This window comes from Mongoliitalea sp., assembly GCF_054166905.1.
In genome coordinates this window covers 83,011-108,861 of the sequence record NZ_JBSZCK010000024.1, presented here as the reverse complement: position 1 = coordinate 108,861, position 25,851 = coordinate 83,011, and the positions used below count along the sequence as shown (strand labels likewise).

Sequence of the window (25,851 nt, the reverse complement as noted above, 5' to 3'; positions counted from 1 at the left end):
CGCGGGTGCGCAATGCTACAAGCAAATAAAACATTTAAGCTATGAGCGAACTAATGAAAATCGTAGAAGCGGAATACAGCGAGGTAAGAGCTAAATTCCCTTCTTTCAAAGCTGGTGATACCATCAACGTTCACGTAAGAATCGTAGAAGGTAACAAAGAAAGAATCCAGCAATTCCAAGGAACAGTCATCCAAAGAAAAAACCCTAACTCCAATGGTGAAACTTTCACAGTAAGAAAAGTTTCCAATGGTGTAGGTGTTGAGAGAATTTTCCCTATCCTTTCTCCTGCAATTGAAAAAATCGAATTGTTGAGAGAAGGTAAAGTGAGAAGAGCTCGTTTGTTCTACTTAAGAGGCCGTCAAGGAAAGTCTGCCAGAATCAAGGAAAAAATCAGAACAAAGAAAGACGCTTAATCAAAGCAAATCTTTGCAAGAAAAGGGAATCCGAGAGGGTTCCCTTTTCTGTTTGATTTTTTGGAATGCCGGCAATAGCTCACGGCTTTCTGTTCAAAATTTACTATCTTTGCACCCTGATTTTCAGAAACCAAACCAACCATTGATACCCAAAATGGGTTGAATGACAGAAGATAAAACCAAGATGAATAGAGAAGTACGCGTTCGCTTTGCTCCTTCACCCACAGGAGCTCTACATATCGGAGGAGTAAGAACTGCTCTTTACAATTACTTGTTTGCCAGAAAAAACAATGGCAAATTTTTGTTGAGAATCGAAGATACCGATCAGACTCGCTTTGTTCCGGGAGCTGAAGAGTACATCAAAGATGCATTGGATTGGCTGGGAATCACTCCTGACGAAAGTCCATGGAATCCTGCAGATTGTGCTCCTTACCGTCAGTCTGAGCGCAAACCTATGTATATGCAGTATGCTTTGGATTTGGTTGAAAAAGGTCATGCTTATTACGCATTCGATACTTCCGAAGAATTGGAAGCCATGAGAGAGCGTCTGACTGCTGCCCGTGTGGTATCCCCACAGTACAACTCCATCACGCGTACACAAATGAAAAACTCTCTTACTTTGCCAGAGGATGAGGTGAAAGCAAGACTAGCATCGGGTGAACCTTATGTGATCCGAATCAAAATTCCTCGTAAAGAAGAAGTAAGACTCAATGATATGATCCGTGGTTGGGTAATGGTGCACAGCTCTACCTTGGATGATAAAGTGTTGATGAAGTCCGATGGAATGCCAACCTACCATCTGGCCAATATTGTGGATGACCATTTGATGGGAATCACCCATGTAATTCGTGGAGAAGAGTGGTTGCCGTCTGCTCCTTTGCACGTATTGCTTTACAAATATTTTGGATGGGAAGATACTATGCCTCAGTTTGCGCACTTACCCTTATTGCTCAAGCCAGACGGTAATGGTAAACTTTCTAAACGTGATGCGGACAAACATGGTTTCCCAGTCTTTCCGATGGACTGGCAGGACCCAAACTCAGGAGATAAAGCCATGGGCTTCCGTGAACAAGGATACCTGAAAGAAGCATTGATCAATTTCTTAGCTTTCTTGGGCTGGAACCCTGGAGATCACAGAGAAATGTTTACCTTGGATGAACTGGTGGAAGCTTTCAGTATTGAGCGCATTGGGAAATCTGGAACCAAGTTTGATATCAACAAGGCCAAGTGGTACAATGAACAGTATCTCAGAGCTAAATCTGATGAGGAGCTAGCGATTTATTTGCAAGAAGAAGTTGCTAAGGATGGGTTGGAAGTGGATGCCATCAAAGCAGCAAAAATTGCAAGCATCATGAAAGAACGTGCAACGTTCCCTGCAGACTTATGGAAAGAAGGTAAATTCATGTTGACTGCTCCTCAAAGCTTCGATCAAGATGTGGCGGGCAAAAAATGGAATCAGGATGCAGTGACGGTATTGAATAGCTACACTCAAGAATTAGCAGCAGATACATCGGAGTTCACTCCTGAGTTGGCCAAAGCCTTACTTGAAAAAGCAGCTGAAAGCAATGGAATTAAGTTAGGCAAAATCATGCAGGCCGTACGATTGGCTGTGACAGGTGTAGGCGCAGGTCCGGATTTGATGGCGGTATTTGTAATAATCGGCAAGGATGAATTGATCAAACGCATTCAGTTTGCCGTATCAACTTTATAGAATCAAAAATAGCTGGAGTCATGGCGAAAAAACCCAAAAAAGAAGAAAATCCAAAAGTCCATAAGGATTTGGAAGGATTCAAAATGAGCATCAACTCATTTGGTGAGATTTCTAGCAGCTTTTCCATTGAGAAGTTGAATGAGTTTTTGAATAAAAATGTCGAAGACAAAAAGCTAAAAGATCGAGAGGATATTGATGATATCAAAGAAGGTAAGTCTTCTGACTCTTGATAAGAAAATGGAAAAGCGCTCAGGTAAATGGAGCGCTTTTCTTTTTTCAAAACTTAAAATAGTTTACTTTTAGTTGTCCCAAATTTCATCAACATGAGAAAGGTATTTTTAGCAATCGTAGCTTGGTTCTTTGCATTGCAGGTATATGCCCAAACAGGTTCCATAACAGGTATTGTATTGGACGCGCAGACGAAAGAACCGCTTCCATTTTGTAATGTTTTTATTAATAACACGACTATTGCCACGACCACGGATTTTGAAGGTGCGTTTACCTTGTCAGGTGTTTTGGTAGGAGATGTGGAGGTGGGTTTTTCCTTTATTGGTTACCAAGCACAGCAAAAAACGGTGGCTGTAAGGGCTGGTACTTCCCAAAGTATTTCCATTAATCTGATGCCTACTGAGCAGGAATTAAGTGATGTGGAGATCAAAGCGTCAAGGGATAAAGCTTGGGAGCGAGAATTGAAAAAGTTTAGCAATTATTTTTTAGGTACAGATGAAATTGCATCTACCTGTGAAATTTTAAATCCATGGGTGATCGATTTTCCCGAGGACAACAGCAATGCCGCTTTTCGGGCATTTGCATACCAACCAATTCAAATCAAGAACAATGCTCTAGGATACTTATTGACCTTTGATTTGAAAGAATTTCAATTTACTAATCAATCCTATGTCATAGTAGGGGCGACCCGATTTGAAGAATTGGAGGCAACAGATAACCGAACACGCAACCTTTGGAGAGCCAATCGCTTGGATACCTATTTGCGTTCCCCGGCTAATATGTTTCGTGCGATGATCATTGGGAGACACAATCAGGAGGGATTTTATCTGTATGGAGATAAGCCCGGTGGTTCAGAATCAAGGAATATGCGCTCCGATGTATTTGCAGATGAATTGGGCAAATCTGTAATCAACTATGAACCAAATAACTTGGTGTCACCAGGTAAAAACCCGGGTGAATATAGACTGTTTTTAAAAGGGAGAATTGAAATTCATTATGAAAAAGGTTACTCCAAGGTCAATACCTATAAAGATGCTCCGTATCCGATTTCCTGGCTAGAGGTCAATGGAAACTATGTTACAGTGACTTCTAACGGGATGGTTGTGAATCAAAAGGATGTGATTTTTTCTGGCGATATGGATAAAAGTAAAGTTGGAAACCTGCTTCCCCTTGATTATAGTCCTTCTTTAGCTGCTCAAATGCAAGCCCAAGTGGTTCGAGATGCTAATAGCTTGCAAGAGCGCATTCATCTGCATACAGATAGGTCGTATTACTACAAAGGAGATCAGGTGTTTTTCAAGGCTTATATGAATTATACCAATTCTGTAAATCGACGTGAATTGAGTCAGGTCTTGTATGTAGAACTCCTATCCGAAGACAGGGATGTGATTTTGGAGCGAAAGCTCAAAATTGAAAATGGGGTAGCCGTGGGAGATTTTTTCTTACCGGAGCGATTGGATGGAAATGCTTACTATTTAAGAGCCTTTACCCAATGGAACCGGAATTATGGGCCTGATGCTTATTTTGTCCAAACTCTACCTGTGTTGGATGTAACCCAGAAAGTCATACAACCTCTTCAAAACTCAACAAGTGATCTTCCTGTAAAAGTTACTTTTCAAGCAGAACCTGCTGAGCCAGCTACTAGGACGCTAGTAGTTTTGTCAATAGAAGCCAAAGATGCAAATAATAGACCTGTTGCTTCCAACCTATCGATAAGCGTTACGGATGATGGATTGGTTTTGCCCAATGCGGTTCCTTCTCGAATTGTTGAAAATTTGGCCATCAAAGAAGTTCCTGCTCATATTACTACCGAAAAATTCACCAATCAGGTTGAAAATACATTTAATCTATCAGGGATTTTCAAAAATGACAAAGGGAAAGCTACAGCCACACCATTTACGGTGTATATCAATAATTTTGAAGGGGAGTTAGACTGGGAAACGGAGAAAGATGGATCATTTATAATTGATGAAATGGATTTTTATGGTCCAATAGATTTTTCATTTTTGGCGGTGGATAAAAAGGGAAAAGGCTACGGAACCTTTGAATTGACTCCTCAATTGAAACCTCCTTTTTTTATACCTGTCCATGCGGTTATGCCAAGCATTGAGAGTAGGGATCAACCTATATTTAGAGAGCGCAGATCTGAGTTGGTTTTGGAAGAAGTCAAAGTCGAAGTTGCCAGAAATAGAAGCGAAAAAGCCATTTATGGAAATGCGGATTATGTCATCGCAGGGGAATCCCTAATGCGTGGAGGAAATGCAGCTGATTTGTTGTTAGGAATTAAGGCCTACGTGCCGGGGATGATGGTCAATTCTTTGGGGCAGGTTACCTTAAGAGGGGGTGCCACTTCTGTCTCTAATTCTATGGAACCATTGGTGATGCTGGATGGGAATGTGTTGCCATCAAGTTCTGCTGCTAATATTATCCGCTCGATCAATCCCAACGACGTGGATCGGGTAGAAGTAGTGACCCGAATGCTTTCAATCATGGGGGATATGGGAAGGAATGGTATCATTGCGATTTATTTGAAAAAGGGAGAAATGAAGACAGCAGACTTTTTAGCTGGTAATCCAGGTATGAGTTCATTTGTCGTAGAAGGATATCATCCTCCTTCTAATTTTGTACAACTCGATTATGGGACGTTGGAAGATGCACCGCTGTACGATGAACGTGCCACCTTGTACTGGAATCCCTATTTGATTACAGACTCTGTCTCGGGTAAAGTGCAAATAGCCTTTTATACCAATGATTTGGACTCTCCAAAAACAGTTACCGTCGAAGGGTTGACCATCAATGGACAGCCCATTCATGCTACCTATACGATTCCTATTCGTAAATAAGCGCTAATTATTTATTACTATTCCGATTTATAAAAGATCTACCGTATTTTTGAGCATGAAATTATCCTATCTGCTGTTTGGGTTACTATTATTGATGAGTTGGGAAGCTTTTGCTCAGTTGAATGTTGGTGTGCGGGGTGGCTTTGGGACTTCTTCCATCACCTACAGACCCGAGCCAGGCCGTCCGGCTATTAACACATCCAATATCAATGCTCCCATTTATGGACTTGTAGTAGAGTATTTTGGCAATAAAAATGCAGGCGTTGCTTTGGAAATTCATCAATTGAGTTTGGGTTACACCCAACGGGATAGTATTTCCGGCGGTGAGAATCAAACAGAATTGCGCTATTTAAAAATGCCCCTTTTGTCCAATTTTTATTTCGGTAATTCCGGTCGCTTTCATATCAAATTAGGGCCTCACGTGGGCATGTTGATCAATGCGGTTGACATCAAGCGAGAGGTTACTGACAATCCGATATTTCTTCCGACCTATGGTCAGGCAGGAGATAATCCTAACCGCTTCATGTATGGATTGACCCTTGGAGCTGGATTGTCCAAGCTTTTTGGCAAGTCAACCTTGGCAGGCGATGTGCGCTTTGGATATGAATTTGCACGACCAGAATCCCAAGATAGGATTTTTGACATGAACTCTTCTACGATTGAAGTATCCTTGACGTATATGTTCCAGTTGGTCAAGCCGAAGTGGAAAAAAGAGTGAGAGAGGAACTATTTGGTGTGTTTTGAGGTATAGAAGTAGAATTAAATCCAATCGACATGTTGCAAGCTCAAAAACGTCCCGTACATATTTACATGGAAGCCAATCCAAATCCAAACTCCATGAAGTTTGTGGTCAACTTTATGTTGGCAGATGATGGCATAAGTTTTGATTACCCTACGCAAGAGAGTACAGATACATCCCCTTTAGCAAATGAACTGTTTAATTTTGCAGCCGTTGAGCGTGTGTTTATCGCTGCCAATTTCGTTACAGTTACCAAAAAAGAGGATGTAGAATGGTTCGAGATTCAGGACTTTGTCCGTGAACATATCAAAAAATACTTGGAGTCTGGGAAGTCAGCAGTGACGGTGGTCTATGATAAAGATCCACTCTTTGATGAAAATGACTCCGAAATAGTGAAAAAAATTAAAGGAATTTTGGACGAATATATACGTCCCGCCGTTGAACAAGATGGTGGAGCGATTGTATTCCATAGTTTTCAAGATGGTATTGTCAAAGTGTTGTTACAGGGGAGCTGTTCGGGCTGTCCTTCCAGTACCGTGACTTTGAAAGCAGGAATCCAAAATCTTCTTACCCGAATGATTCCGGAGGTAAAAGAAGTACAAGCAGAAGGTGTTTAAAGGAAATTGGACTTGGACAATCTTAGGCCTGACTAGCTTGCTGGTCAGGCACTTTGCTATTAAGTACCCTGAGAAAACCGAATTGGTTTACTCTAGAACTGTTTTTCCTGGTATTCGCAATATCGTGGATGCTACCATATCCAAGTTACCATTTGCTACCGTCTATCTTTTTGTTGCTTCCATTTTTATATTTATTGGCATATTCATTTATTACTTTCTCCAAAAGCAGGGCTGGAAGAATAAATTAGGATATAGTATTCGCTCACTATTCAATAGCTTGGGTGCTATTGTATTTTTTTTCTTAGTTCTTTGGGGGTATAACTATCAGCGAATTCCGATTTTTCAGCAAGTCAATCTTAATCCCCTCCCGTTGAATCAGGAGCAGTTGGAGGATGAAATGAACCTGACTCTGCGTATAGTCAATAACCTTCGCAATACCATTACACAAGACACAGTTGCGATTGAGGAGATTCTTGTCTATGATAGTTTGGAGCGCTTGGTCAGGGCCAATATGCGGGAGAATTTATACCTCTTGGGCTTAAATTTTACAGGAGAGCCACGGACCAAGCAGTTTTATCCAGCAGGTTTTATGCGAAGGATGGGGATTTTGGGGATTTATTTCCCTTTTACAGGTGAAAGTTACATTGATCCAACTTTACATCCTTTAGAAAAACCCTTTACCATTGCACACGAAATGGCACATAGCTATGGAGTGACAGATGAGGGTGAGGCTAATTTCATTGCTTGGGTCATTTGCTCCAATTCTGAAGATCCTTTGCTACAATACTCCGGTCAACTTCGATTGCTTAGATATCAAATGAATGATTTGTTTCGAATGTCACGTGATCTTTACAGGGAGTTTTATCAAGCACTTCCTTCAGGCATCCGAAATGATTTACTTTCCATCCAAAGACTGCAGGAGCAGATCAAGCCCATCAACCTTGAAATTAGCCGTAAGTCCAATGACCTTTTCCTGAAAACCCAAGGGGTCAAGGCGGGAGTGAATAGCTATCAACAATTGCCCATGTTGGCCTTCGCTTGGAGAAATACCTTGAGGGATTGAAAAAAAGTCCACGAATGGCACGAATCACATGAAGGTGCAAAGCTTCGGGATTGAATTTCACGCAAACCTGCCTGTCGGAAGACAGGGTCGCAAAGACGCAAAAATGGTGGGCTCCTCATGCCAAATCTAAAATCTGAATTCTAATCCCGATAGCTATCGGGACTAAAATAAAAAAGTCCACAGATTTCCCAGATTTCACAGAAGAAGATGTAAAGAAAAATTTGTGGCATAGTTTAGATGCTCTCATAGGATTGATTTTAAAATTTCCTCGCATGGCTCCTTGGATTGGGTTTCATCCTTCATCCTTCAACCCTCATCCTTTATATTCCTTCATCATTCGACATTTTTTCACGCCACGACCGCTACGGTTGCTCGCAAAGCCTGCAAGGTAAGTCTTGCACTCATTCCAAATTCCTCATTCTAAATTCCTAATTATTTTCCTCCTTCATCCTTCCTCCTTCATCCTTTCTTTCACCCCTCTTTTCTCGGAAATTTACCGTACCTTTGCAGACTGAAAAAAAACTGAATCAGGAATTTAGATGAGTTTGACTACCGAAATACAGAAGCGCAGAACATTTGCCATCATCGCTCACCCGGATGCGGGAAAAACTACCTTGACTGAGAAACTTCTACTTTTTGGAGGAGCTATACAGACTGCGGGGGCCGTGAAATCCAATAAGATAGATGTGGCCACCAAGTCTGACTGGATGGAAATCGAAAAGCAGCGGGGGATTTCCGTGGCTACTTCTGTGATGGGCTTTGAATATAAAGGTGTAAAAATCAATTTACTTGATACTCCGGGTCACCAAGACTTTGCGGAAGATACCTACCGTACATTGACAGCGGTGGATTCCGTGATTATGGTGATTGACTGTGTGAAAGGGGTAGAGATTCAGACGGAAAAGTTGATGGAGGTCTGCCGCATGCGAAATACGCCTGTGATTTGCTTTATCAATAAGTTGGATAGAGAAGGGAGAGATCCATACGAGTTGCTGGATGAGGTAGAGACAAAATTGAATATACAAGTCCGTCCGCTCTCATGGCCCATTGGCATGGGTAAAAGTTTTAAGGGAGTATATAATCTCTATGATAAAAAGTTAAACCTCTTTACTCCAAGTCAGCGAAAACTTTCAGATGATCGAACAGTCATAGAAAATTTGGACGATGCTGAATTGGATACGCTGGTCGGTCAGAATCCAGCTAATCAATTGAGAGAAGATGTGGAATTGATTGAGGGTGTGTATCCTGATTTTGATGTAAACGAATATTTGGAAGGAAGAGTAGCCCCTGTATTTTTTGGTTCTGCAGTGAATAATTTCGGTGTCAACGAAATGCTGGATACGTTCATCAATATAGCGCCAGCGCCCAAAAGTAGGAATGCTGAAGAGCGGGAAGTACTACCAGAGGAGTCTAAGTTTTCAGGGTTTGTATTTAAGATTCATGCGAACATGGATCCTAATCACCGAAATAGAATTGCTTTTTTGCGTATTTGCTCGGGGAAATTTGAGCGAAATAAGCCCTACAATCATGTAAGAGGTCCAAAGCCCTTGCGTTTTTCCAATGTGACCCAGTTTATGGCTCAGGATCGAGAGATTGTAGATGAGGCATTTCCGGGGGATATCATCGGTTTGTATGATACAGGTAATCTTAAAATTGGGGATTCTTTGACGGAAGGTGAAAGCTTGACATTCAAAGGGATTCCTAGCTTTTCTCCGGAGATTTTTAAGGAGGTCATCAATAAAGACGCCATGAAAACCAAGCAGTTGGAAAAGGGCTTGAAGCAATTGATGGAGGAAGGGGTGGCACAATACTTTACCTACGAAATGGGTAATCGTAAAGTGGTAGGTACTGTGGGTCAATTACAGTTTGAGGTAATTCAGTTTCGACTGAAGCAGGAGTACAATGCATCCGTGGAGTTTTCTCCTATGAATTTGTATAAAGCTTGCTGGATCAGCAGTAAGGACAAGAAGCAATTGGATGAGTTTGTTCGTTCCAAGAGTAGGCACATTGCCAGAGACAAAGATGATAAATTGGTCTTTATGGCCGAGTCAAAAGCTTGGTTGCAGATGGTGCAGGATAACTATCCAGAAATTGAATTTCATTTCACGTCGGAATATTAAGTAGATGAAAAAGAAACCATTCTCCGTTGTTTACGAAGATAATCACCTTTTGGTGGTTAACAAGGCTGCGGGTATCCTGGTACAAGGAGATAAAACGAAAGATAAAACACTTACTGATTATTGTAAGGAATATATTGCAGCCAAATATGAGAAGCCAGGGGCAGTATTTTTGCACCCTGTCCACCGTTTGGATAGACCTGTGAGTGGCTTGGTGGTTTTTGCAAGGACCTCCAAAGGCTTGGAGCGTATGATGGAATTATTCCGCAAGCGCGATATTCATAAGGTTTATTGGGCAGTAGTCAAAAACAAGCCAAAAGAGGAATCAGGAAAATTGACGCATTACTTGGTAAAAGATGAGCAGAAAAACTTCGTGAAGGCTTATGCTAAAGAGGTTCCTGGTTCACAAAAAGCTGAGTTGAATTACAAAACCCTAGGCAAGATGAATGATCATTGGCTTTTAGAGGTGCGTCCCGTGTCTGGTAGACCACATCAGATCCGCGTGCAGTTGGCATCCATGGATTGTCCGATTAGAGGAGATATCAAGTATGGATTCCATAAACCAAACCCAGATGCAAACATCAACTTGCATGCGTTCCATTTGATCTTTGTACATCCGATCAAAAAAGAGAAAGTCTATCTACGTGCCGCTTTACCGGAAGAAGCGTTCTGGGAACAATACCTGGAGTTTGAACCCGTCAAAGCCAAAGATCAGCATGTAGCAAATACGTTTAGTGGGTGAGGGGAGTGAACAGTGCCTGTGCTGAGCGAAGTCGAAGCAAACAGTTGGAAATGAGCAGTGAAAAGTGAGCAGTGGGGAATTAGGAATGCTTGTGCTGAGCGGAGTCGAAGCAAGGAATGAATAATGAGGAATGGTAGGGCTACGAAATACGCTTTAGTGTTGAGGTAGTTAATGGGGGGTTGAATGATTAGTAATTACGAAGACCTGGCAGGTTTTAGAAACCTGCTAGGTCTCTTATACACGAATCCCTACTTGGTACTTTGTACATGGTGCTTGGTACATTTCAGTGATTAATTGGAGGTCCTCGGTCCACTGTCGACTGTTTACGGCACGATTGTGATTGAAATACGATTATCCTTTTTATTTCCTGAATCCATACTTGGTACTTGGTTCTTGGTACTTTGTACAATACAAACTAAAATAAGTCTATGTTAAAGCAACTCGGAATCTACACAGGAATACTCTTCTTAGCTACACTTCTTTTATGGTCTTGTGGGCCTAAGCAGGAACCGAAGATGATTTACGTGGTGAGGCATGCGGAGAAATTGTTGACCGGGGATGATCCTTATTTGAGTGTGGCGGGGACTGTTCGTTCCAAAAAGTTGGCTGAAATTCTTTCCGATAAGCAAATTGAACATGTATTCAGCACCGATTTTATCCGCACAAGAGCTACTGCTCAACCTTTGATTGAAAAAACTCCAGGCTTGACCTTGGAAATCTATGAAGTCCGTAAGCATGATGATCTTGTGAAGGAATTAAGGAAGCGGAAAGGCAATATTCTGGTAGTCGGTCATAGCAATACCATTCATCATGTAGTCAATTACTTTGTGCAAGATGGAGGGCAGTATCCAGAGCTGGAAGATTTAGAATATAGCTTCATCTTTGAAATCACCTTAGAAAAAGACGGCTCCAGTTCGGTGGTCAGAAGGGAATATAGGGAGTTTAATTAGTGAAGAGTGAGCAGTGAGCAGTGAAGAATGAAGAATTAGGAATGAAGAATTTTGAATGAATTGATCCTGTGGGTTTTAACCCACCTATGGGATTAGAATTTAAAGATATGAATGGGCAAAATTTTTAATGAATACTCCCATCAATAGGAGCAGGTTTTAACCCATGAAGAGAAATAAAATTCAGCTTATCTTCTAGATAATACCTGTATCAATTGCCGTGGGTTTTAACCCCCGGCGTTGGAAGGGAATTGAGCAGTGGATAGTGAAAAATTATTCAGATTGAAAGATAGACGTTAGTCCCATGCGCGCCCCTGAGTCTAGTGTCTAAGGTCTAAAATCTCGCCTCTCCTAAACAATCCTCACCTCAATCCCCATCGCTTCCATTTTCTCTCTGTACAAATCGGGAATACCTGCGTCGGTGATGACAATGTCAATATCTTCGAGATTGCAGATTTTACCAAAACCTCTTTTGCCAAATTTACTGGAGTCTGTCAGGAGGATGATTTTTTGAACCCCCTTCATCATTTGTGAATTGAGATGGGCTTCCATCATGTGTGAGGTGGTCAGTCCATCTTCCAAACTCACACCATCTGCACTGAAGAATAACTTGGAACAGGCAAATTGTCTAAGCATATCCTCTGCATAGTGGCCCACTACCGAACTACTGGTCTTTCGGACTACGCCTCCCAATTGCACGACTTCTATGGCGGGGGCATCTATCAGAGCCAAGGTCACATTCATGGCAGCAGTGAGTACGGTCAGCTTTTTACTTTTGGGAATGTTTTGAGCAAAAGCTACCACGGTAGTTCCCGAACCAATAATGATCGCATCGTCTTCATCCACCAAGCTTATCGCATTTTGGGCGATTTTTGATTTCTCTTCCACCCGTACCAACTTCTTTTCGCTGACAGATCGATCGTTAACATACGGAGAAACTGATGTTGCAGAACCATGGGAGCGATACAGCAAGCCTTTGTCTTCCAGAATTTTCAGGTCTTTCCGAATAGTGACGACGGTTACATCCAATTCCTTACTCAAGTCCGTTACACTGACGAAACCATTTTTCGCTAATTCATCTAAAATATGCTTATGTCGCTCTGCTATGGTCATTTTTCTGCGTTTGGTTCCCTAAAAGTATTCAAAAAGGAGCATAAAAGAAATCGTTGAAAAATAAAAAGTTTCTTTTTGTTTCGGTTTATTTCTTTTTTTGATATTTTTGAACAAACGAACAGTAAAATGGATAGAAATAAAAACCTTCTTCGATTACAGGACGAAAATTACCTATGGGATATTGCGGTAATCGGGGGAGGAGCTTCGGGTTTGGGAGTTGCTTTGGATGCCTTGTCCAGAGGATTGTCTGTGGTGTTGGTTGATAAATCAGATTTTGCCAAAGGGACTTCAAGCCGAAGCACAAAGTTGGTGCATGGAGGTGTTCGGTATTTAGCGCAGGGAGATATTTTTTTGGTTTTAGAGGCATTGAAGGAACGCGGGCGCATGCTTCAAAATGCTCCTCATTTGACTTTTAATCAGCCGTTTATTATACCTATCTATGGCTGGTTTGATCGATTGCAATACAGCATTGGATTGAAAATGTATGATTGGATGGCAGGTCGATTGAGACTAGGGAAGTCTAGGTTTATTTCTAAAAAAGAAACCAAAGAGAGACTCCCACAAATCAAAGAAAAAGGACTGATGGGGGGAGTAGTCTACCATGATGGACAGTTTGACGATGCAAGGTTGGCGCTGAGTGTGGCTCAAACCTGTGATGAAATGGGTGGATGCATGCTGAATTACATGCAAGTGATTTCCCTTAACAAAGATTCCTCTGGAAAAATCAATGGACTTCAAGTCAAGGATAATCTGAGTAAATCGAAGTACAAAATTCAGGCAAAAATGGTGGTGAATGCAACAGGAGTTTTTGCCGACAAAATTCTCCAAATGGATCAGCCGGGAGCTCCCAAAAGTATTCAACCTTCCCAAGGAATTCATTTAGTGTTGGACCAATCGTTTTTGGGAGGGAAGGATGCGCTGATGATTCCGAAGACTTCTGATGGACGGGTGCTATTTGCAGTGCCTTGGTTAGATAAATTGGTGGTAGGCACTACGGATACTTTACGGGAAAAAGCCAAATTGGAACCGGAGGCCTTGAGTAAGGAAATTGATTTTATATTAGAAACGGCACAAGGGTACCTTGAGAAAGTTCCTACCCGCAAGGATGTCAAGGCTGTTTTTGCAGGCTTACGGCCTTTGGCAGCTCCGAAAGAGGGGAGTACCAAGACCAAGGAAATTTCTCGCTCTCATAAGGTGATTGTTTCCGATAGTCAATTGATCTCCATTACAGGAGGTAAGTGGACCACCTTTCGAAAAATGGGAGAAGATACTGTGGAGGAATTTAGTCGTGTCACAGGGGAAAAGCTAGCGCCATCTGCTTCTGCTCCTATCCACTATCATGGGTATACACAAAAGCCTTTGGAAGGACATTGGAGAGGATACGGCTCCGAAGCTAAAAAAATTCAAGACCTCATCGAGCAAGAACCTGAGTTGGGAACATTGCTGCATCCAAATTACCCTTACACACAAGCAGAAGTTGTTTGGAGTACGAGACATGAGATGGCAATGAAAGTAGAAGATATTCTCAGCCGACGCATGCGGGTCCTCCTGCTAGATGCCCGAGTAGCCCAACAAATGGCGCCCAAAGTAGCAGAACTCATGGCAAATGTCCTCGGCAAAGACGAACAATGGATAGCAGACGAATTGCAAGAATTTGAAAAATTAGCGAATAAGTATATATTGATGGATGAAGGTTGAGGGAGGAAGGGCTGTACGAAGTACCATGTACCAGGTATAAAGTATAGAATTCGTTTAATGGAAAACGCTCTATCTCCCGAACCAACACTGCTCCCTAACATGGACACTGCAGTGAAAATTGACTAAGTACCAAGTACAAAGTTTAGAATTCGTTTTATGAAAAACGTTATATCTTCCAAAGCACGATCGAAACCGTTGACAGTCGACCGTTGACAATCAACCTCCCGTATAAATGTACCAAGTGTAGCATTCGTTTTAAAAAAATGTCACATCTCCTGAACCACGATCGAAACCGTTGACAGTCGACCGCTGACAGTCGACCTCTCAATCACTAATCACTTACTCAACTAATCACTAATCCCTAACAATGACCCACTATATCCTTTCCCTTGACCAAGGCACGACGAGTTCTCGAGCGATTGTATTTGACAAGCAGGGGCAGATAGTTTCTGTCGAACAAAAAGATTTCAAACAGTATTTCCCCAAATCCGGCTGGGTGGAACATGACCCGCAGGAAATTTGGTCTAGTCAGTCCTCGGTGATGATCGAAGCCTTGGCCAACCAAGGAATCAAAGCCTCCCAAATAGCAGCCATAGGGATTACCAATCAACGAGAGACTACACTCGTATGGGACCGAACCACGGGAAAAGCTATTTACAATGCGATCGTCTGGCAGGATAGGCGCACGGCTTCCTTTTGTGATGAGTTGAAGGCTGCTGGAAAAGCGGAGTTGATTGCGGAAAAAACAGGACTTATTCTCGATGCCTATTTTTCAGCCACCAAATTAAAGTGGATTTTAGATCATGTGGAGGGAGCTCGGGAAAAAGCTTCCAAAGGAGAGTTAGCATTTGGAACTGTAGATACTTGGCTGGTGTGGAAATTGAGCAGTGGAAAAACGCATGTGACGGATGTTAGCAATGCCAGCAGAACCATGCTCTACAATATCCATGAGAAGCAGTGGGATAAGGAATTACTCGACTTATTTGACATTCCTGCTTCCGTATTACCAGAGGTGAAGTCTTCTTCTGAAATTTACGGAACTACCTCTGGAGATATTTTATCCCATAAAATCCCCATTGCTGGGATTGCGGGGGATCAGCAAGCGGCCTTGTTTGGTCAATTGTGCACCCAAGTGGGAATGGCCAAAACCACCTACGGGACAGGCTGCTTTTTGATGATGAATACGGGAGATGCTCCTGTTAAATCCACCAATAGATTATTGACTACAGTGGCTTGGGAAATTAATGGGAAGATGCAGTATGCATTGGAGGGTTCGGTATTTATTGGAGGGGCAGCTATTCAATGGTTGCGGGATGGTATCGAACTTATGAGTGAAGCGAAAGAAAGTGAGTCGCTTGCCAACCAACTGGAGGATAATGACGGTGTTTATTTTGTACCTGCCCTCGCGGGATTGGGTGCTCCGCATTGGGATGCCAATGCTCGAGGTGCTTTTTTTGGAATCACTCGTGGGACTACAGCGGCCCACATGGCACGCGCTGCCTTGGAAGCCATTGCCTACCAAGTCAACGATGTTATCAAAGCCATGGAAAAAGATAGCGAAAAACCTACCATAGAGATGCGTGTGGACGGAGGTGCCACGGCCAATAATTTCCTGATGCAATTTCAATCAGATATCCTTCAGTGCAGCATCCAACGTCCCAAAATCATTGAAACCACTGCTTTGGGAGCTGCTTTTTTGGCTGGCTTAGCAGTTGGATTTTGGAAGGATGAGGAAGAATTGAAAGCCCTTTGGGAAGCAGACCGTGCGTTTGAACCTCAAATGGATGTAGCAAAAGCTGAGAAATTTTTACATTTTTGGCATAAGGCAGTCGAACGCGCTAAAAACTGGGTAGAATAATGGATGCATTTGTAGCAGAATTTGTAGGAACCTCCTTGCTCATCGCCATGGGTGCTGGAGTAGTTGCCAATGTAGTTCTTCAGGGAACCAAGGGCAATAACAGTGGTTGGATGGTCATCACCACTGCTTGGGCTTTAGGTGTTTTTATTGGGGTAGTGGTCGCAGGTCCTTACAGTGGCGCACATTTGAATCCTGCCGTCAGTATTGCCTTAGCCATTACAGGAGATTTCCCTTGGGCCGAGGTGCCAACATATGCCTTAGCTCAGATTCTAGGAGCCATGTTTGGGTCAGGTATAGTATGGTTGATGTACAAAGACCACTTTGATGTCACGGATGATCCGGGATTGAAATTCGCACCCTTTGGAACCGCTCCTGCTATTAGAAACCTACCATCCAATTTGTTCTCCGAGATCATCGGTACTTCTGTGTTGATCATTGTGATTTTGTATTCTACCGAACCCATGATTCAAGATGGAAATGGTACTCCGATAGGATTGGGATCTTTAGGTGCGCTGCCGGTAGCTTTTTTGGTGTGGGTGATAGGGTTGAGTTTAGGGGGTACAACCGGCTATGCCATCAATCCTGCGAGAGATTTTGGCCCTCGCTTGATGCATCAGTTGCTTCCGATCAAAGGAAAAGGGAATAGTGATTGGGCTTACAGCTGGGTTCCCATCGTAGGCCCTATTTTAGGCGCGGCCATGGCAGCAGGGATTTATTTATTGTTGGGTGTAGGGGGGATGGTATAAGGAACATGAATCACGCAAATCTGAAATGCAATTCCAGATTTGCAACAAACAATTTGTGATAATACGCTACTTTCCAAACCCAAAACTCCAGCCCACATAAGCATCCGCTTGCTGGGAATCTGTTAAGAAACCGGTCAAAACTGAGTTGCTTCCGATAAAAAAGCCACCCGCGCGAAAGCCTAATCCACCGGAAAGTCCTGCTACCTCTGTACTCATCCAAGGAGAAAAGATTTCAAAGGCTCCGAACTTTATCCGAGGAGTAAGGGCAAATATATTTTGAGCAGTAATCTGCTGATTTGCATTGGAATTACCCAAATTAAATTGGCTAAACAAGCTTAAATAAAAGGCCTTCGTGAGCCTCAGATCTGTGTAAGCTGAAAATAAACGTGGCAATTGGGGCTGATAATTGCCATCCGATGTTTTAGAAAAAAATCCAGAGGCTAGCAATTGGTCTTCGATTTCTTCAAAACTTCCACCATCTAATTGATTCAAGTCGAAGCTTTGACCACTAGGGATGTTGATGCTGTAATTGTGATTGACTTGAGAGGAACCGAAATCCAACGAACCTAATCCTTTGAAGGAAATACCGGAGGTAGCTTTAATTGTCCCTTCTTTTTTCCAGTCATGAGTAATCCCAATATCCAAACCTACTCCCGAAATGGAGCCAAAGGAGAGTGAATTGATAGAAAAATCATCGAGTGAATCATCGAATATAATTCCTGAATAATTCAAATTCAGGTTTCCCGTGGCATTTGTCAAAAAAGCACTGTTTTGATCCACACGCAAAGTACCTCTGATGCCATCAATCCCAGCATTGAAATAGGCTGTTGGCATCAGTAAGCGAATTCCTGTACCAATGGATACCCTGTTTTTCTCATTTTCAAAGATTTCCCGACCTGCCATCAAGCCAAATTCTGTCCAGCCTGCCACATTGATCCGCTGATTGTAAGGAAGATTGAGGGTACTTTCTACAAAAGATTGTCCATCAGTAGCTGTGGTAATGCTTCTACCCAAGTTAGCATCCAAATCCACTATATCTGTTCTGAAAAATCCTTGAGTGGTTAAACCAAATCCCCATTTTCCCATCTTAAAACCAACGGAAGGCCCCATAACTCCAACATCAGTCCTTACATTGACCGGACCATCTGTTCGGTTGAAGAGTATGTCGGAAATCTCTTCTTCACCTAAAAAGTCACTAAAGGATAACACATCATTGCTGGCATTTGCTGAAATGGCAAATAGATTCACTTCCACTTTTTTATGCAGATTCGTGATTTCTGCCGGATTCATGGTGGCATGGAGCAATCCTCGTCTCGAAGTATTCTGAATACCCACAAAACCTTGTTGGGCCAGTACAGGTGTTAACCCGAGGAATGTACAAGCTATCGCAGCGAATAGCTTAATTGCTGTATGTTTTTTTTGAATGAGGGTTTTCATAAATCTATCTGTTTGGGAAGCAATGCTATATTATGCTAGGAAGTTAAGTATTCCATATCTAAATCAAAAATAGATAATCAAATTACTGTGTGCGTTATTTTAGTTCAAAAACTCTATATTTGGGAGTATCCTTGACTGATTGATAAATGAAACTTCACCACACAACTTCTGCAACTGTATTAGCCTTTTTATTTCTGAATTTGCTTTCTTCTTGCGGAAAAAATCCAGTTGATACGCATACTGAGGGATCAAATGCGCTCATAGAAATCGTTCCTGTAGATAGTGTCCGTGTGGAGAATATCTTGGCTTCTTTGTTTTTATTTCAACATGCTACGGAAGACTATCTTTTTTTTAGAGATGCGGGAGCATCTAAAGTCTATGTATTTGATAGGAATGGAGATCCTGTGTTTGAATGGGCTAAGTCGGGGGATGTCCCTGGAGTAATTAGTTTGATTGCTGATAATATTTCTTTAACTCCTGAGGAGAATTTAGTTGTTACAGATAAAGTTAATGGTGTGATGGTGTTCTCTCCTGATGGAGAACTGTTGTATCAGGAGCGCGTGTATCAGTATCAAATGGGTGCTCATGGATTCTTCACTATCTTTCGAAAAAATCAAGTGATTCAAAAAGATGGACAAACCTATGTACTTCATCACTTAGATTTGATGGATGAATTTCAGGAAGTCAGTGAGCGGTTTTATACTAATCGAAAAAATCTTTTGATGACGAATCTAAGTAGTCGTCAGACAAAACAATTGATTCCCTTTCCCGAGGGCAGTAAGTTTTTATCCGGAAAAGCTTTTCCTTTCGAGGATTTTCGTCCTCATGTCTATTTTGATCAACAAGAGCAGAAACTTTATCTGATGTTTCAAAATGAACCTGTCCTCTATACCTATTCTTGGAAAGAAGAAACGCCTGTTCTTGAATCGAGTCAACGGTTAGCTTTGGAAGGTTTTTATGAAAATGATGGGTTGGAGTATGCGCAGGTGCGTTATGGAGTCCTCAATGGCAATCAGGTGGGAATTCCTTTCCCTTCATCCATTGAAAGTTTGGAAAAGGTCGGAGATATTTTTTTGATTCATTACAAGCCGGGACCCTCTCCATCGGAGTTAGCTGATTGGGAACGGGTGAAAGAAGGAAGTGCAGATGAGTCCTTGAAAGCTTCCGTCCGACAGCAACGGCAATGGAAAACAGTAGCTCTTATGGATGGGAACATTCATCCTGTATCACGTCCTGCCATGTGGAACGATAGCTATCGGGTGATTGGTCAGGAGATTTGGTGGATGAAGCCGGGAAGTAAAGATCAGGAGGATGAAAGTTTTACAGTCTATAGAGGAAAGCTTAAAATGGTAGATTAAGTTGAATTTTGTCCTTTTATAGGATTTCTTCTGTCTCTGTTAAAACTCACGTTTTACATTTTAAACAAGTTACAATTTTAAAATCTCTCAAAATATGGATAATTGGGGATTGTAATCCCCAAAAATACGTATATTTAGGGATTATAATCTCCAAACATGCAAATTAAGCGAATTCTTCAGAGCGAACTTTCCAAAAGAGTAGACTGGAAAAAGGTCATCATACTTCTTGGACCTAGGCAGGTTGGCAAGACAACCTTGGTGAAAGAATTAGCTTCCGAATTAGGTCATGACTATTTGTTATTAACTGGTGATGAATTTCAAACAGTTGAATTTTTATCGAATCCCAATCTTGAATTTTTAAAAAGTTTTATTGGCAACTATAAAGTAATTGTCATTGACGAAGCTCAGCGCATACCTGAGATAGGATTGACATTAAAGTTAATGGCTGACCATTTTACTGGGATCCAACTCATTGTCACAGGGTCCTCTTCCTTGGAATTGGCAAGTTCTGTAAATGAACCTTTAACAGGCCGAAAATGGGAGTATAAGATGTTTCCCATTTCATGGAAGGAATTGATTGATTGGCAGGGACTTGCTAAAATACTACCTACATTAGAAAAGCTACTTGTTTTTGGATCTTATCCCGAAATAGTATCCAATACTGGAGAAGAAACTGTATTACTTCAAAATCTTTCTTCAAGTTATCTTTACAAAGATTTGTTGAATTTCAAGGGAATTAGGAGGCCTGAGCTACTTCACAAGCTTCTTCAAGCCCTGGCTTGGCAGGTAGGGTCTGAGGTGAGTTATAATGAATTAAGCCGAACTGTCCAAGCCGATAAAGCTACGGTCTCTGCTTATATAGATTTGTTGGAAAAAGCATTCATTATTTTTAAGTTGAATCCGTTCAGTCGAAATCTCCGCTCAGAAATTAGTAGTAGCAGGAAAATTTTCTTTGTAGATAATGGGATGAGAAACTCAATCATTGGAAATTATGCTGCTATAAGTAATCGGAACGATATCGGACAATTGTGGGAAAACTTTTTGATTGCTGAACGTCAAAAATTACTTAGTTACAATGGTTTTTATGGGAAAACTTATTTTTGGAGAACTACTCGAGGACAGGAAATAGACTATGTAGAAGAAATTGATGGGAAATTATTTGCTTTTGAATTCAAATGGAATCCTAAAGCCAAAGCAAAATTTCCGACTAGCTTTTTGGAAACTTATAAACCTGTAACGACTCAGGTTATTCATAAGGATAATTTTTGGCAGTGGCTGGGAGATTATCCTTATACAAATCAGCAAGATTGGTGATGGAGGTAAATAATCTACCCTGTAATGGGAGAAGGGTTTAAATGCGTTATCCCCCCATCTGAATTTGTACTCGATTGCAATCTCTGTAATCCAAGCCTGGGCTGTTCTGCATAAATCGGATCAGTAAATCAGTTGTTTGGATGAAAACCTCTTCTCCTCTATCTTCTCGCTGAAAGTTGAAAGTCGTTCCAATAAAACTGTTCATAGCTACCCGATATTTTTTTCCATTTTCCCATTCCTTGCCCCCATCCAAGCGCATGTCCATACCAAGGTATTGACCGGCAGCATTGCGGATAATGCTGTAACTCATCCCAGATACAAAGAGGTCAATGGAACCGGTGAATCGAGTCCTCGTTTCCAAAAGCGCCTGAACTTCCTGTTTGGTAAGTTCCATTATAAAAACGTGATTCCTGAAAGGGTCAAGGCTTAACACATCGCTGATTTTTACTGGCCCTGCTTGCAGCTGATTTAATCGAATGCCACCTATATTTTGTACCGCTAGATCCACCTCCAAACCTACTCTTAAGGCATCCGACATCAAACAACCAAGTTCGGGAGGACCGGAAATAGGGAATGGTAAATCAGTAATTACCGTTTCTAAAATAGGATTTGAAAGAAAAGAAGCGATGAGTGCCTGTGTTTCCCCATCCGTTTCATTAAATGAATCCAAGGAAATCAATTGACTGTTTCTTCTGACTAGTTCACCATTTCTGAAACCCAAGATTGTTTTTCCGACAAATCTCATGTCTGAACCAGCTTGGGTGATGAGGGTCCGCCCTTCATAAATTCCCCCAGGAATTGGTGTATGACTATGCCCTCCTATGATTATATCAAATTCCGGAAAACTCCGTGCGAAATTCCGATCTCGATTGACTCCCAAATGCGTCAGGGCGACCAAGGCCTGATGTTCTGATTTTAATCCTACAAATGAATTTCGCAAGTCTTCGACAGCTGTAAAACCTAAACTGGCCACATTACTTGGAGAAGTAGAAGGGAGTCCATTGGTTCCCGTCTGTATGAAGCCAACCACCGCAAAAGAGACTCCAATATCTTCAAAATTAAACACATGATAGGGAGCAACTTCCTCCAACAAGCCGTTGGTAGTCACATTGGATAGAATGAATGGAAACGAGGCGTCTTCTATTCGATCTTTCAATATGTCCAAGCCATAATCAAAATCATGGTTGCCTATCACCATCAAATCATACCCAATCCGATTCATGATGTCTACCATGGGCTTACCAGGCTCATCTGCAAAATCCACAAAAGGACTTCCTGAAAAGATATCACCCGCTGAAATCATTAAAACACGAGCGTTGGCAGCTTTTTCTTTTTCGACTAAGCGTTTCAGCTTAGCGAAGTTTTCTAGTTTGGCGTGTTCATCGTTGGTATGTAAGATTACAATTTCAACAACTTCATCTTGGTTGGATGGTGTTTCGGTAGTATCCTGACATGAAACAACTAATAGTGCGAGGGTTATTGATCTAAACAGGGTGAAAAATTTATGCTTCATACAAAACGTCATTAGATAATTTGGGATACGTACCTAAACTAAATTGGTTGTTAGGCTAGTATTTTTATGAGAATAAAAAATACCCCTTCCGATTTCTTAAAGTCAGAAGGGGCTAACTGAGTATTTTTATTTCTCTAGAAATAAATGTATTCTTCGTTTGAGACTACCTCAAAATCTCCCGAGAAATAACCAATTTTTGTATTTCAGAAGTACCCTCACCGATGGTACATAGTTTGGCATCTCTGTAGTACTTTTCTACCGGATAATCCTTGGTAAATCCATAACCTCCAAATATCTGCACAGCTTCATTTGCAACACTTACCGAAACCTCTGATGCATATAATTTTGCTTTAGCTCCAGCCAAGGTTACTTTTTGACCTCTATTTTTCATGTCAGCAGCTTTGAAAGTTAACAATCGCGCCGCTTCTACCTGAGTGGCCATATCTGCCAATTTGAAGGAGATTGCCTGAAATTTAGAAATAGGCTGATTGAATTGCTCACGCTCTTTGGAGTATTTGATGGATTCTTCCAAAGCACCCTCTGCAATACCAAGTGATAAGGCTGCAATGGAAATCCTTCCCCCATCCAAAATCTTCATCGACTGAATAAACCCTTCTCCTACCTCACCTAAAATCTGACTCTCATGTACGCGGCAGTCTTCAAAGATCAACTCAGCTGTCTCGGATGCACGCATGCCTAGTTTATCCTCTTTTCTTCCACCTTTGAATCCAGGAGTTCCTTTTTCGATAACAAATGCAGTCATGCCATGAGAATCACCTACTTCACCCGTACGGGCAATGACCACTGCTACATCTCCAGAGTAGCCATGCGTGATGAAGTTCTTAGCTCCGTTAATGACGTAATATTCTCCGTCTTTTACAGCCACTGTACGCATGTTGCCGGCATCTGAACCGGTATTTGGTTCAGTAAGACCCCATGCACCCAGATATTCACAAGTAGCCAGTTTTGGTAGGTATTTTTGTTTTTGTTCCTCATTTCCAAACATCATGATATGTCCGGTACACAAGGAATTATGTGCAGCCATGGATAAGCCTACGGAAGGATCTAATTTAGCGAGTTCAGCAATTGCTGTCACATATTCAAAGTAACCAAATCCAGAGCCTCCGTATTCTGTGGGAACCAAAACACCCATCAGGCCTAACTCTCCCAATTTTTTAAAAAGCTCCAAGGGGAAGTGCTGATTATCGTCCCACTCTTTTCTATATGGAGTAATTTCTTTGGCTCCAAAATCACGGATCATCTGAGCAATCATCTGCTGATTCTCATTCATCTCAAAATTCATCATATATATTCTCTAGTTATACTTGGGTTTATATCTTTCGAATATACAAACTTCCTGTGGATGTTGAAGGTTTTACCAGGAAGCTGGTAATTCAAATAGGATTCCAGGCTTTGATTTGTTTGACAAATAAGGGAAAATCAGATCTCCTTGATTTGAAATAAAGTTAATCCGATCGGTAATAAAACAAAATTAAATTCTGTGTAAAATATTTTCTGATTTTTACAATTGGTTGAAATTGAGGATGGAATTTTCTCATGGATTCCATTTTCCCAAAGAAAACTGGCTTTGAATGTGCATTTAAAGGAGTTAAGGAAGGAATAAATCCACAAACTTGAATGCCTTCCCATCGAATAAACCTTTGTCACTTAATTTCAAATCAGGAATGACCAAAAGGGCCATAAAGCTTAAGGTCATAAAGGGGCTTTGTAGGGTAGAGCCCATTTCTTTGGCCATCAAGTCAATAGCTGTGTAGGCTTTTGCGACCTCGTAGCCATCTTCAGCGGACATGATGCCCCCAACAGGGAGAGGTACCAGCAATTCTTGATCTCCATCAATCGCCACTACTCCTCCTTTGACGGCAATCAGTGCATTGACAGCCCGACAAATGGATGTATCATCTACACCAACTGCTATGATATTATGGGAGTCATGGCCGACCGATGATGCGATGGCTCCTCTTTTCAAGCCAATATTTTTAATAAAAGCTAGCGCAGGCTTACTGTTTTGATAGCGATTGACTACACTTAGTTTCAGGATATCATTTGCTACATCAGCAACTGCCAAACCATCTTTAATCAAAATATTTCCCTGTATTTCAGGAGTAATCAGTTGTCCATCCAAGGCTTCAATGACCCTTATACGGTTTCCGTTAGCGGTAACCTGGAATTCCTGTGGCTCCTTGGGAAGGGCTTCGAAATTATTGATGATGGGATTATTGGCTTTTTGAATAAAGGTATTTCCATGAGCAGCTACCAATTGTCCATTGATATAAGTTTTCTGTACACGGAATTGCTTCAGATCATCCACTACGATAAAGTCTGCCAGATCTCCTTTGCGTAGCTGTCCGACTTCCAGTTTGTAATGGTCGATCGGAGTTAAGCAGGCCGCTTGAAGTACATCAAATACATTTTTCCCTTTAGCTACTGCTCTGCGAACTAATTCATCAATATGGCTGACGGCTAGGTTATCTGGGTGTTTGTCATCCGAGCAAAACATGACCATACTTGGGTAGTTATCGATGATATCAATCAATGCATCAAAGTTTTTGGCCGCGCTACCTTCCCGGATGGCGATTTTCATTCCAAGCTTCACTTTGTCTAGTGCTTCCTCTAGGGTGAAGCATTCGTGATCGGTAGTGATACCAGCTGAAGCATATTTTTTGGCTAGTTCGCCTATAAGTCCCGGGGCATGTCCATCTACAGGTTTACCATAGCGTTTGGCCATCTCAATTTTAGCCATGACATCTGGATCTCGATTGACAGTGCCGGGCCAATTCATCATTTCTGCTAAATAGACGATTTCCTTTCGTTCCATTAGGTCATGTATATCCTGTACACTTATTTCAGCTCCGGCAGTCTCGAAAGGAGTGGCTGGAACGCAGGAGGGTGCGCCGAAATAGAATTTAAATGGAGTCTGTTTTCCATTGTCAATCATGTAGTTTACCCCTTCCATCCCGCATACATTTGCTATTTCATGTGGGTCAGATATGGTGGCTACAGTGCCATGAACTACTGCCAATCGGGCAAATTCAGAGGGAACAAGCATGGAAGATTCTACATGTACATGAGCATCAATGAATCCAGGCAGTAAGTATGGAAGGTTTTTATCTTCATGGATTTTTTGAATGGATATAATCTGACCTTTATATACTTCAATTTCAGCTGCATAGATTGATTTTTTGCGAATATCTACCAAGTTACCTTGAATGATCAGCGGATTCATATAAAAAGAGGTTTTAAGTTATTGAAATTCATAAGTTAGCGAAAATGAAACATACCCTTACATTTCGGAGGATTACATCTATTTGCCAGTAAAATTAGATTTAAATCTACTATATTTGCGCCTGAAATCAAGATAATAACACCTACTTTT

The 25,851-nt window shown here is 41.6% G+C and carries 20 protein-coding genes; 15 read left to right on the top strand and 5 right to left on the bottom strand.

What is annotated here, in order from left to right:
• Positions 1-41 precede the first annotated feature (41 nt).
• From rplS to ACXIUD_RS08200, 10 genes are all read left to right on the top strand, one after another.
• The gene (rplS, locus tag ACXIUD_RS08245) at positions 42-413 is read left to right on the top strand and encodes a 50S ribosomal protein L19 (protein ID WP_458052145.1); all 372 of its coding nucleotides are present in this window, start codon (positions 42-44) and stop codon (positions 411-413) included.
• Positions 414-597: 184 nt separating this feature from the next.
• Positions 598-2,124, top strand: a complete 1,527-nt coding sequence (gene gltX / locus ACXIUD_RS08240; RefSeq protein ID WP_458052275.1) for a glutamate--tRNA ligase — start codon at positions 598-600, stop codon at positions 2,122-2,124.
• Positions 2,125-2,144: 20 nt separating this feature from the next.
• Positions 2,145-2,354 (top strand): hypothetical protein, encoded by a 210-nt coding sequence (locus ACXIUD_RS08235; RefSeq protein WP_189584672.1) that lies wholly within the window; start codon positions 2,145-2,147, stop codon positions 2,352-2,354.
• A gap of 93 nt (positions 2,355-2,447) precedes the next feature.
• Entirely contained in the window at positions 2,448-5,195 is a 2,748-nt protein-coding gene (locus ACXIUD_RS08230) for a carboxypeptidase-like regulatory domain-containing protein (protein ID WP_458052144.1), read from the top strand.
• Positions 5,196-5,250: 55 nt separating this feature from the next.
• On the top strand, positions 5,251-5,913 hold the full coding sequence (locus ACXIUD_RS08225) for a porin family protein (RefSeq protein WP_458052143.1): 663 nt from the start codon (positions 5,251-5,253) through the stop codon (positions 5,911-5,913).
• Positions 5,914-5,969: 56 nt separating this feature from the next.
• On the top strand, positions 5,970-6,551 hold the full coding sequence (locus ACXIUD_RS08220) for a NifU family protein (protein ID WP_458052142.1): 582 nt from the start codon (positions 5,970-5,972) through the stop codon (positions 6,549-6,551).
• Entirely contained in the window at positions 6,544-7,614 is a 1,071-nt protein-coding gene (locus ACXIUD_RS08215; protein WP_458052141.1) for a DUF3810 domain-containing protein, read from the top strand. Before ACXIUD_RS08220 ends, ACXIUD_RS08215 begins: the two co-directional genes overlap by 8 nt.
• A 539-nt stretch (positions 7,615-8,153) precedes the next feature.
• A complete protein-coding gene (locus ACXIUD_RS08210; protein WP_458052140.1) occupies positions 8,154-9,734 on the top strand; it encodes a peptide chain release factor 3 in 1,581 nt (526 codons plus the stop codon).
• A gap of 4 nt (positions 9,735-9,738) precedes the next feature.
• Entirely contained in the window at positions 9,739-10,473 is a 735-nt protein-coding gene (locus ACXIUD_RS08205; RefSeq protein WP_458052139.1) for an RluA family pseudouridine synthase, read from the top strand.
• Positions 10,474-10,901: 428 nt separating this feature from the next.
• Positions 10,902-11,423 (top strand): phosphoglycerate mutase family protein, encoded by a 522-nt coding sequence (locus ACXIUD_RS08200; protein WP_458052138.1) that lies wholly within the window; start codon positions 10,902-10,904, stop codon positions 11,421-11,423.
• Positions 11,424-11,771: 348 nt separating this feature from the next.
• Here the strand turns inward: ACXIUD_RS08200 and ACXIUD_RS08195 are convergent, their stop codons facing one another.
• On the bottom strand, positions 11,772-12,533 hold the full coding sequence (locus tag ACXIUD_RS08195) for a DeoR/GlpR family DNA-binding transcription regulator (protein WP_458052137.1): 762 nt from the start codon (positions 12,531-12,533) through the stop codon (positions 11,772-11,774).
• Between the two features lie 126 nt (positions 12,534-12,659).
• Here ACXIUD_RS08195 and ACXIUD_RS08190 point away from each other — a divergent pair, with 126 nt between their 5' ends.
• From ACXIUD_RS08190 to ACXIUD_RS08180, 3 genes are all read left to right on the top strand, one after another.
• Entirely contained in the window at positions 12,660-14,231 is a 1,572-nt protein-coding gene (locus ACXIUD_RS08190) for a glycerol-3-phosphate dehydrogenase/oxidase (protein WP_458052136.1), read from the top strand.
• A gap of 367 nt (positions 14,232-14,598) precedes the next feature.
• Positions 14,599-16,089: a glycerol kinase GlpK gene (gene glpK, locus ACXIUD_RS08185; RefSeq protein WP_458052135.1), complete on the top strand. Its 1,491-nt coding sequence runs from the start codon at positions 14,599-14,601 to the stop codon at positions 16,087-16,089.
• Entirely contained in the window at positions 16,089-16,835 is a 747-nt protein-coding gene (locus ACXIUD_RS08180) for an MIP/aquaporin family protein (RefSeq protein ID WP_458052134.1), read from the top strand. Before glpK ends, ACXIUD_RS08180 begins: the two co-directional genes overlap by 1 nt.
• 66 nt (positions 16,836-16,901) lie before the next feature.
• Here the strand turns inward: ACXIUD_RS08180 and ACXIUD_RS08175 are convergent, their stop codons facing one another.
• Positions 16,902-18,272 (bottom strand): DUF5723 family protein, encoded by a 1,371-nt coding sequence (locus ACXIUD_RS08175; RefSeq protein ID WP_458052133.1) that lies wholly within the window; start codon positions 18,270-18,272, stop codon positions 16,902-16,904.
• Positions 18,273-18,418: 146 nt separating this feature from the next.
• On the opposite strand from ACXIUD_RS08175, the gene ACXIUD_RS08170 reads away from it, so the two are divergent.
• Positions 18,419-19,630 (top strand): hypothetical protein, encoded by a 1,212-nt coding sequence (locus tag ACXIUD_RS08170; RefSeq protein WP_458052132.1) that lies wholly within the window; start codon positions 18,419-18,421, stop codon positions 19,628-19,630.
• Positions 19,631-19,786: 156 nt separating this feature from the next.
• Positions 19,787-20,944: an ATP-binding protein gene (locus tag ACXIUD_RS08165; RefSeq protein ID WP_458052131.1), complete on the top strand. Its 1,158-nt coding sequence runs from the start codon at positions 19,787-19,789 to the stop codon at positions 20,942-20,944.
• A gap of 46 nt (positions 20,945-20,990) precedes the next feature.
• On the opposite strand, the gene ACXIUD_RS08160 is transcribed toward ACXIUD_RS08165, so the two are convergent.
• The 3 genes from ACXIUD_RS08160 to ade form a co-directional block, all read right to left on the bottom strand.
• The gene (locus ACXIUD_RS08160) at positions 20,991-22,457 is read right to left on the bottom strand and encodes a bifunctional metallophosphatase/5'-nucleotidase (RefSeq protein WP_458052130.1); all 1,467 of its coding nucleotides are present in this window, start codon (positions 22,455-22,457) and stop codon (positions 20,991-20,993) included.
• Positions 22,458-22,620: 163 nt separating this feature from the next.
• Entirely contained in the window at positions 22,621-23,760 is a 1,140-nt protein-coding gene (locus ACXIUD_RS08155) for an acyl-CoA dehydrogenase family protein (RefSeq protein ID WP_458052274.1), read from the bottom strand.
• A gap of 306 nt (positions 23,761-24,066) precedes the next feature.
• Complete coding sequence (gene ade / locus ACXIUD_RS08150) at positions 24,067-25,701, bottom strand: adenine deaminase (RefSeq protein ID WP_458052129.1); 1,635 nt, start codon at positions 25,699-25,701, stop codon at positions 24,067-24,069.
• Positions 25,702-25,851 lie beyond the last annotated feature (150 nt).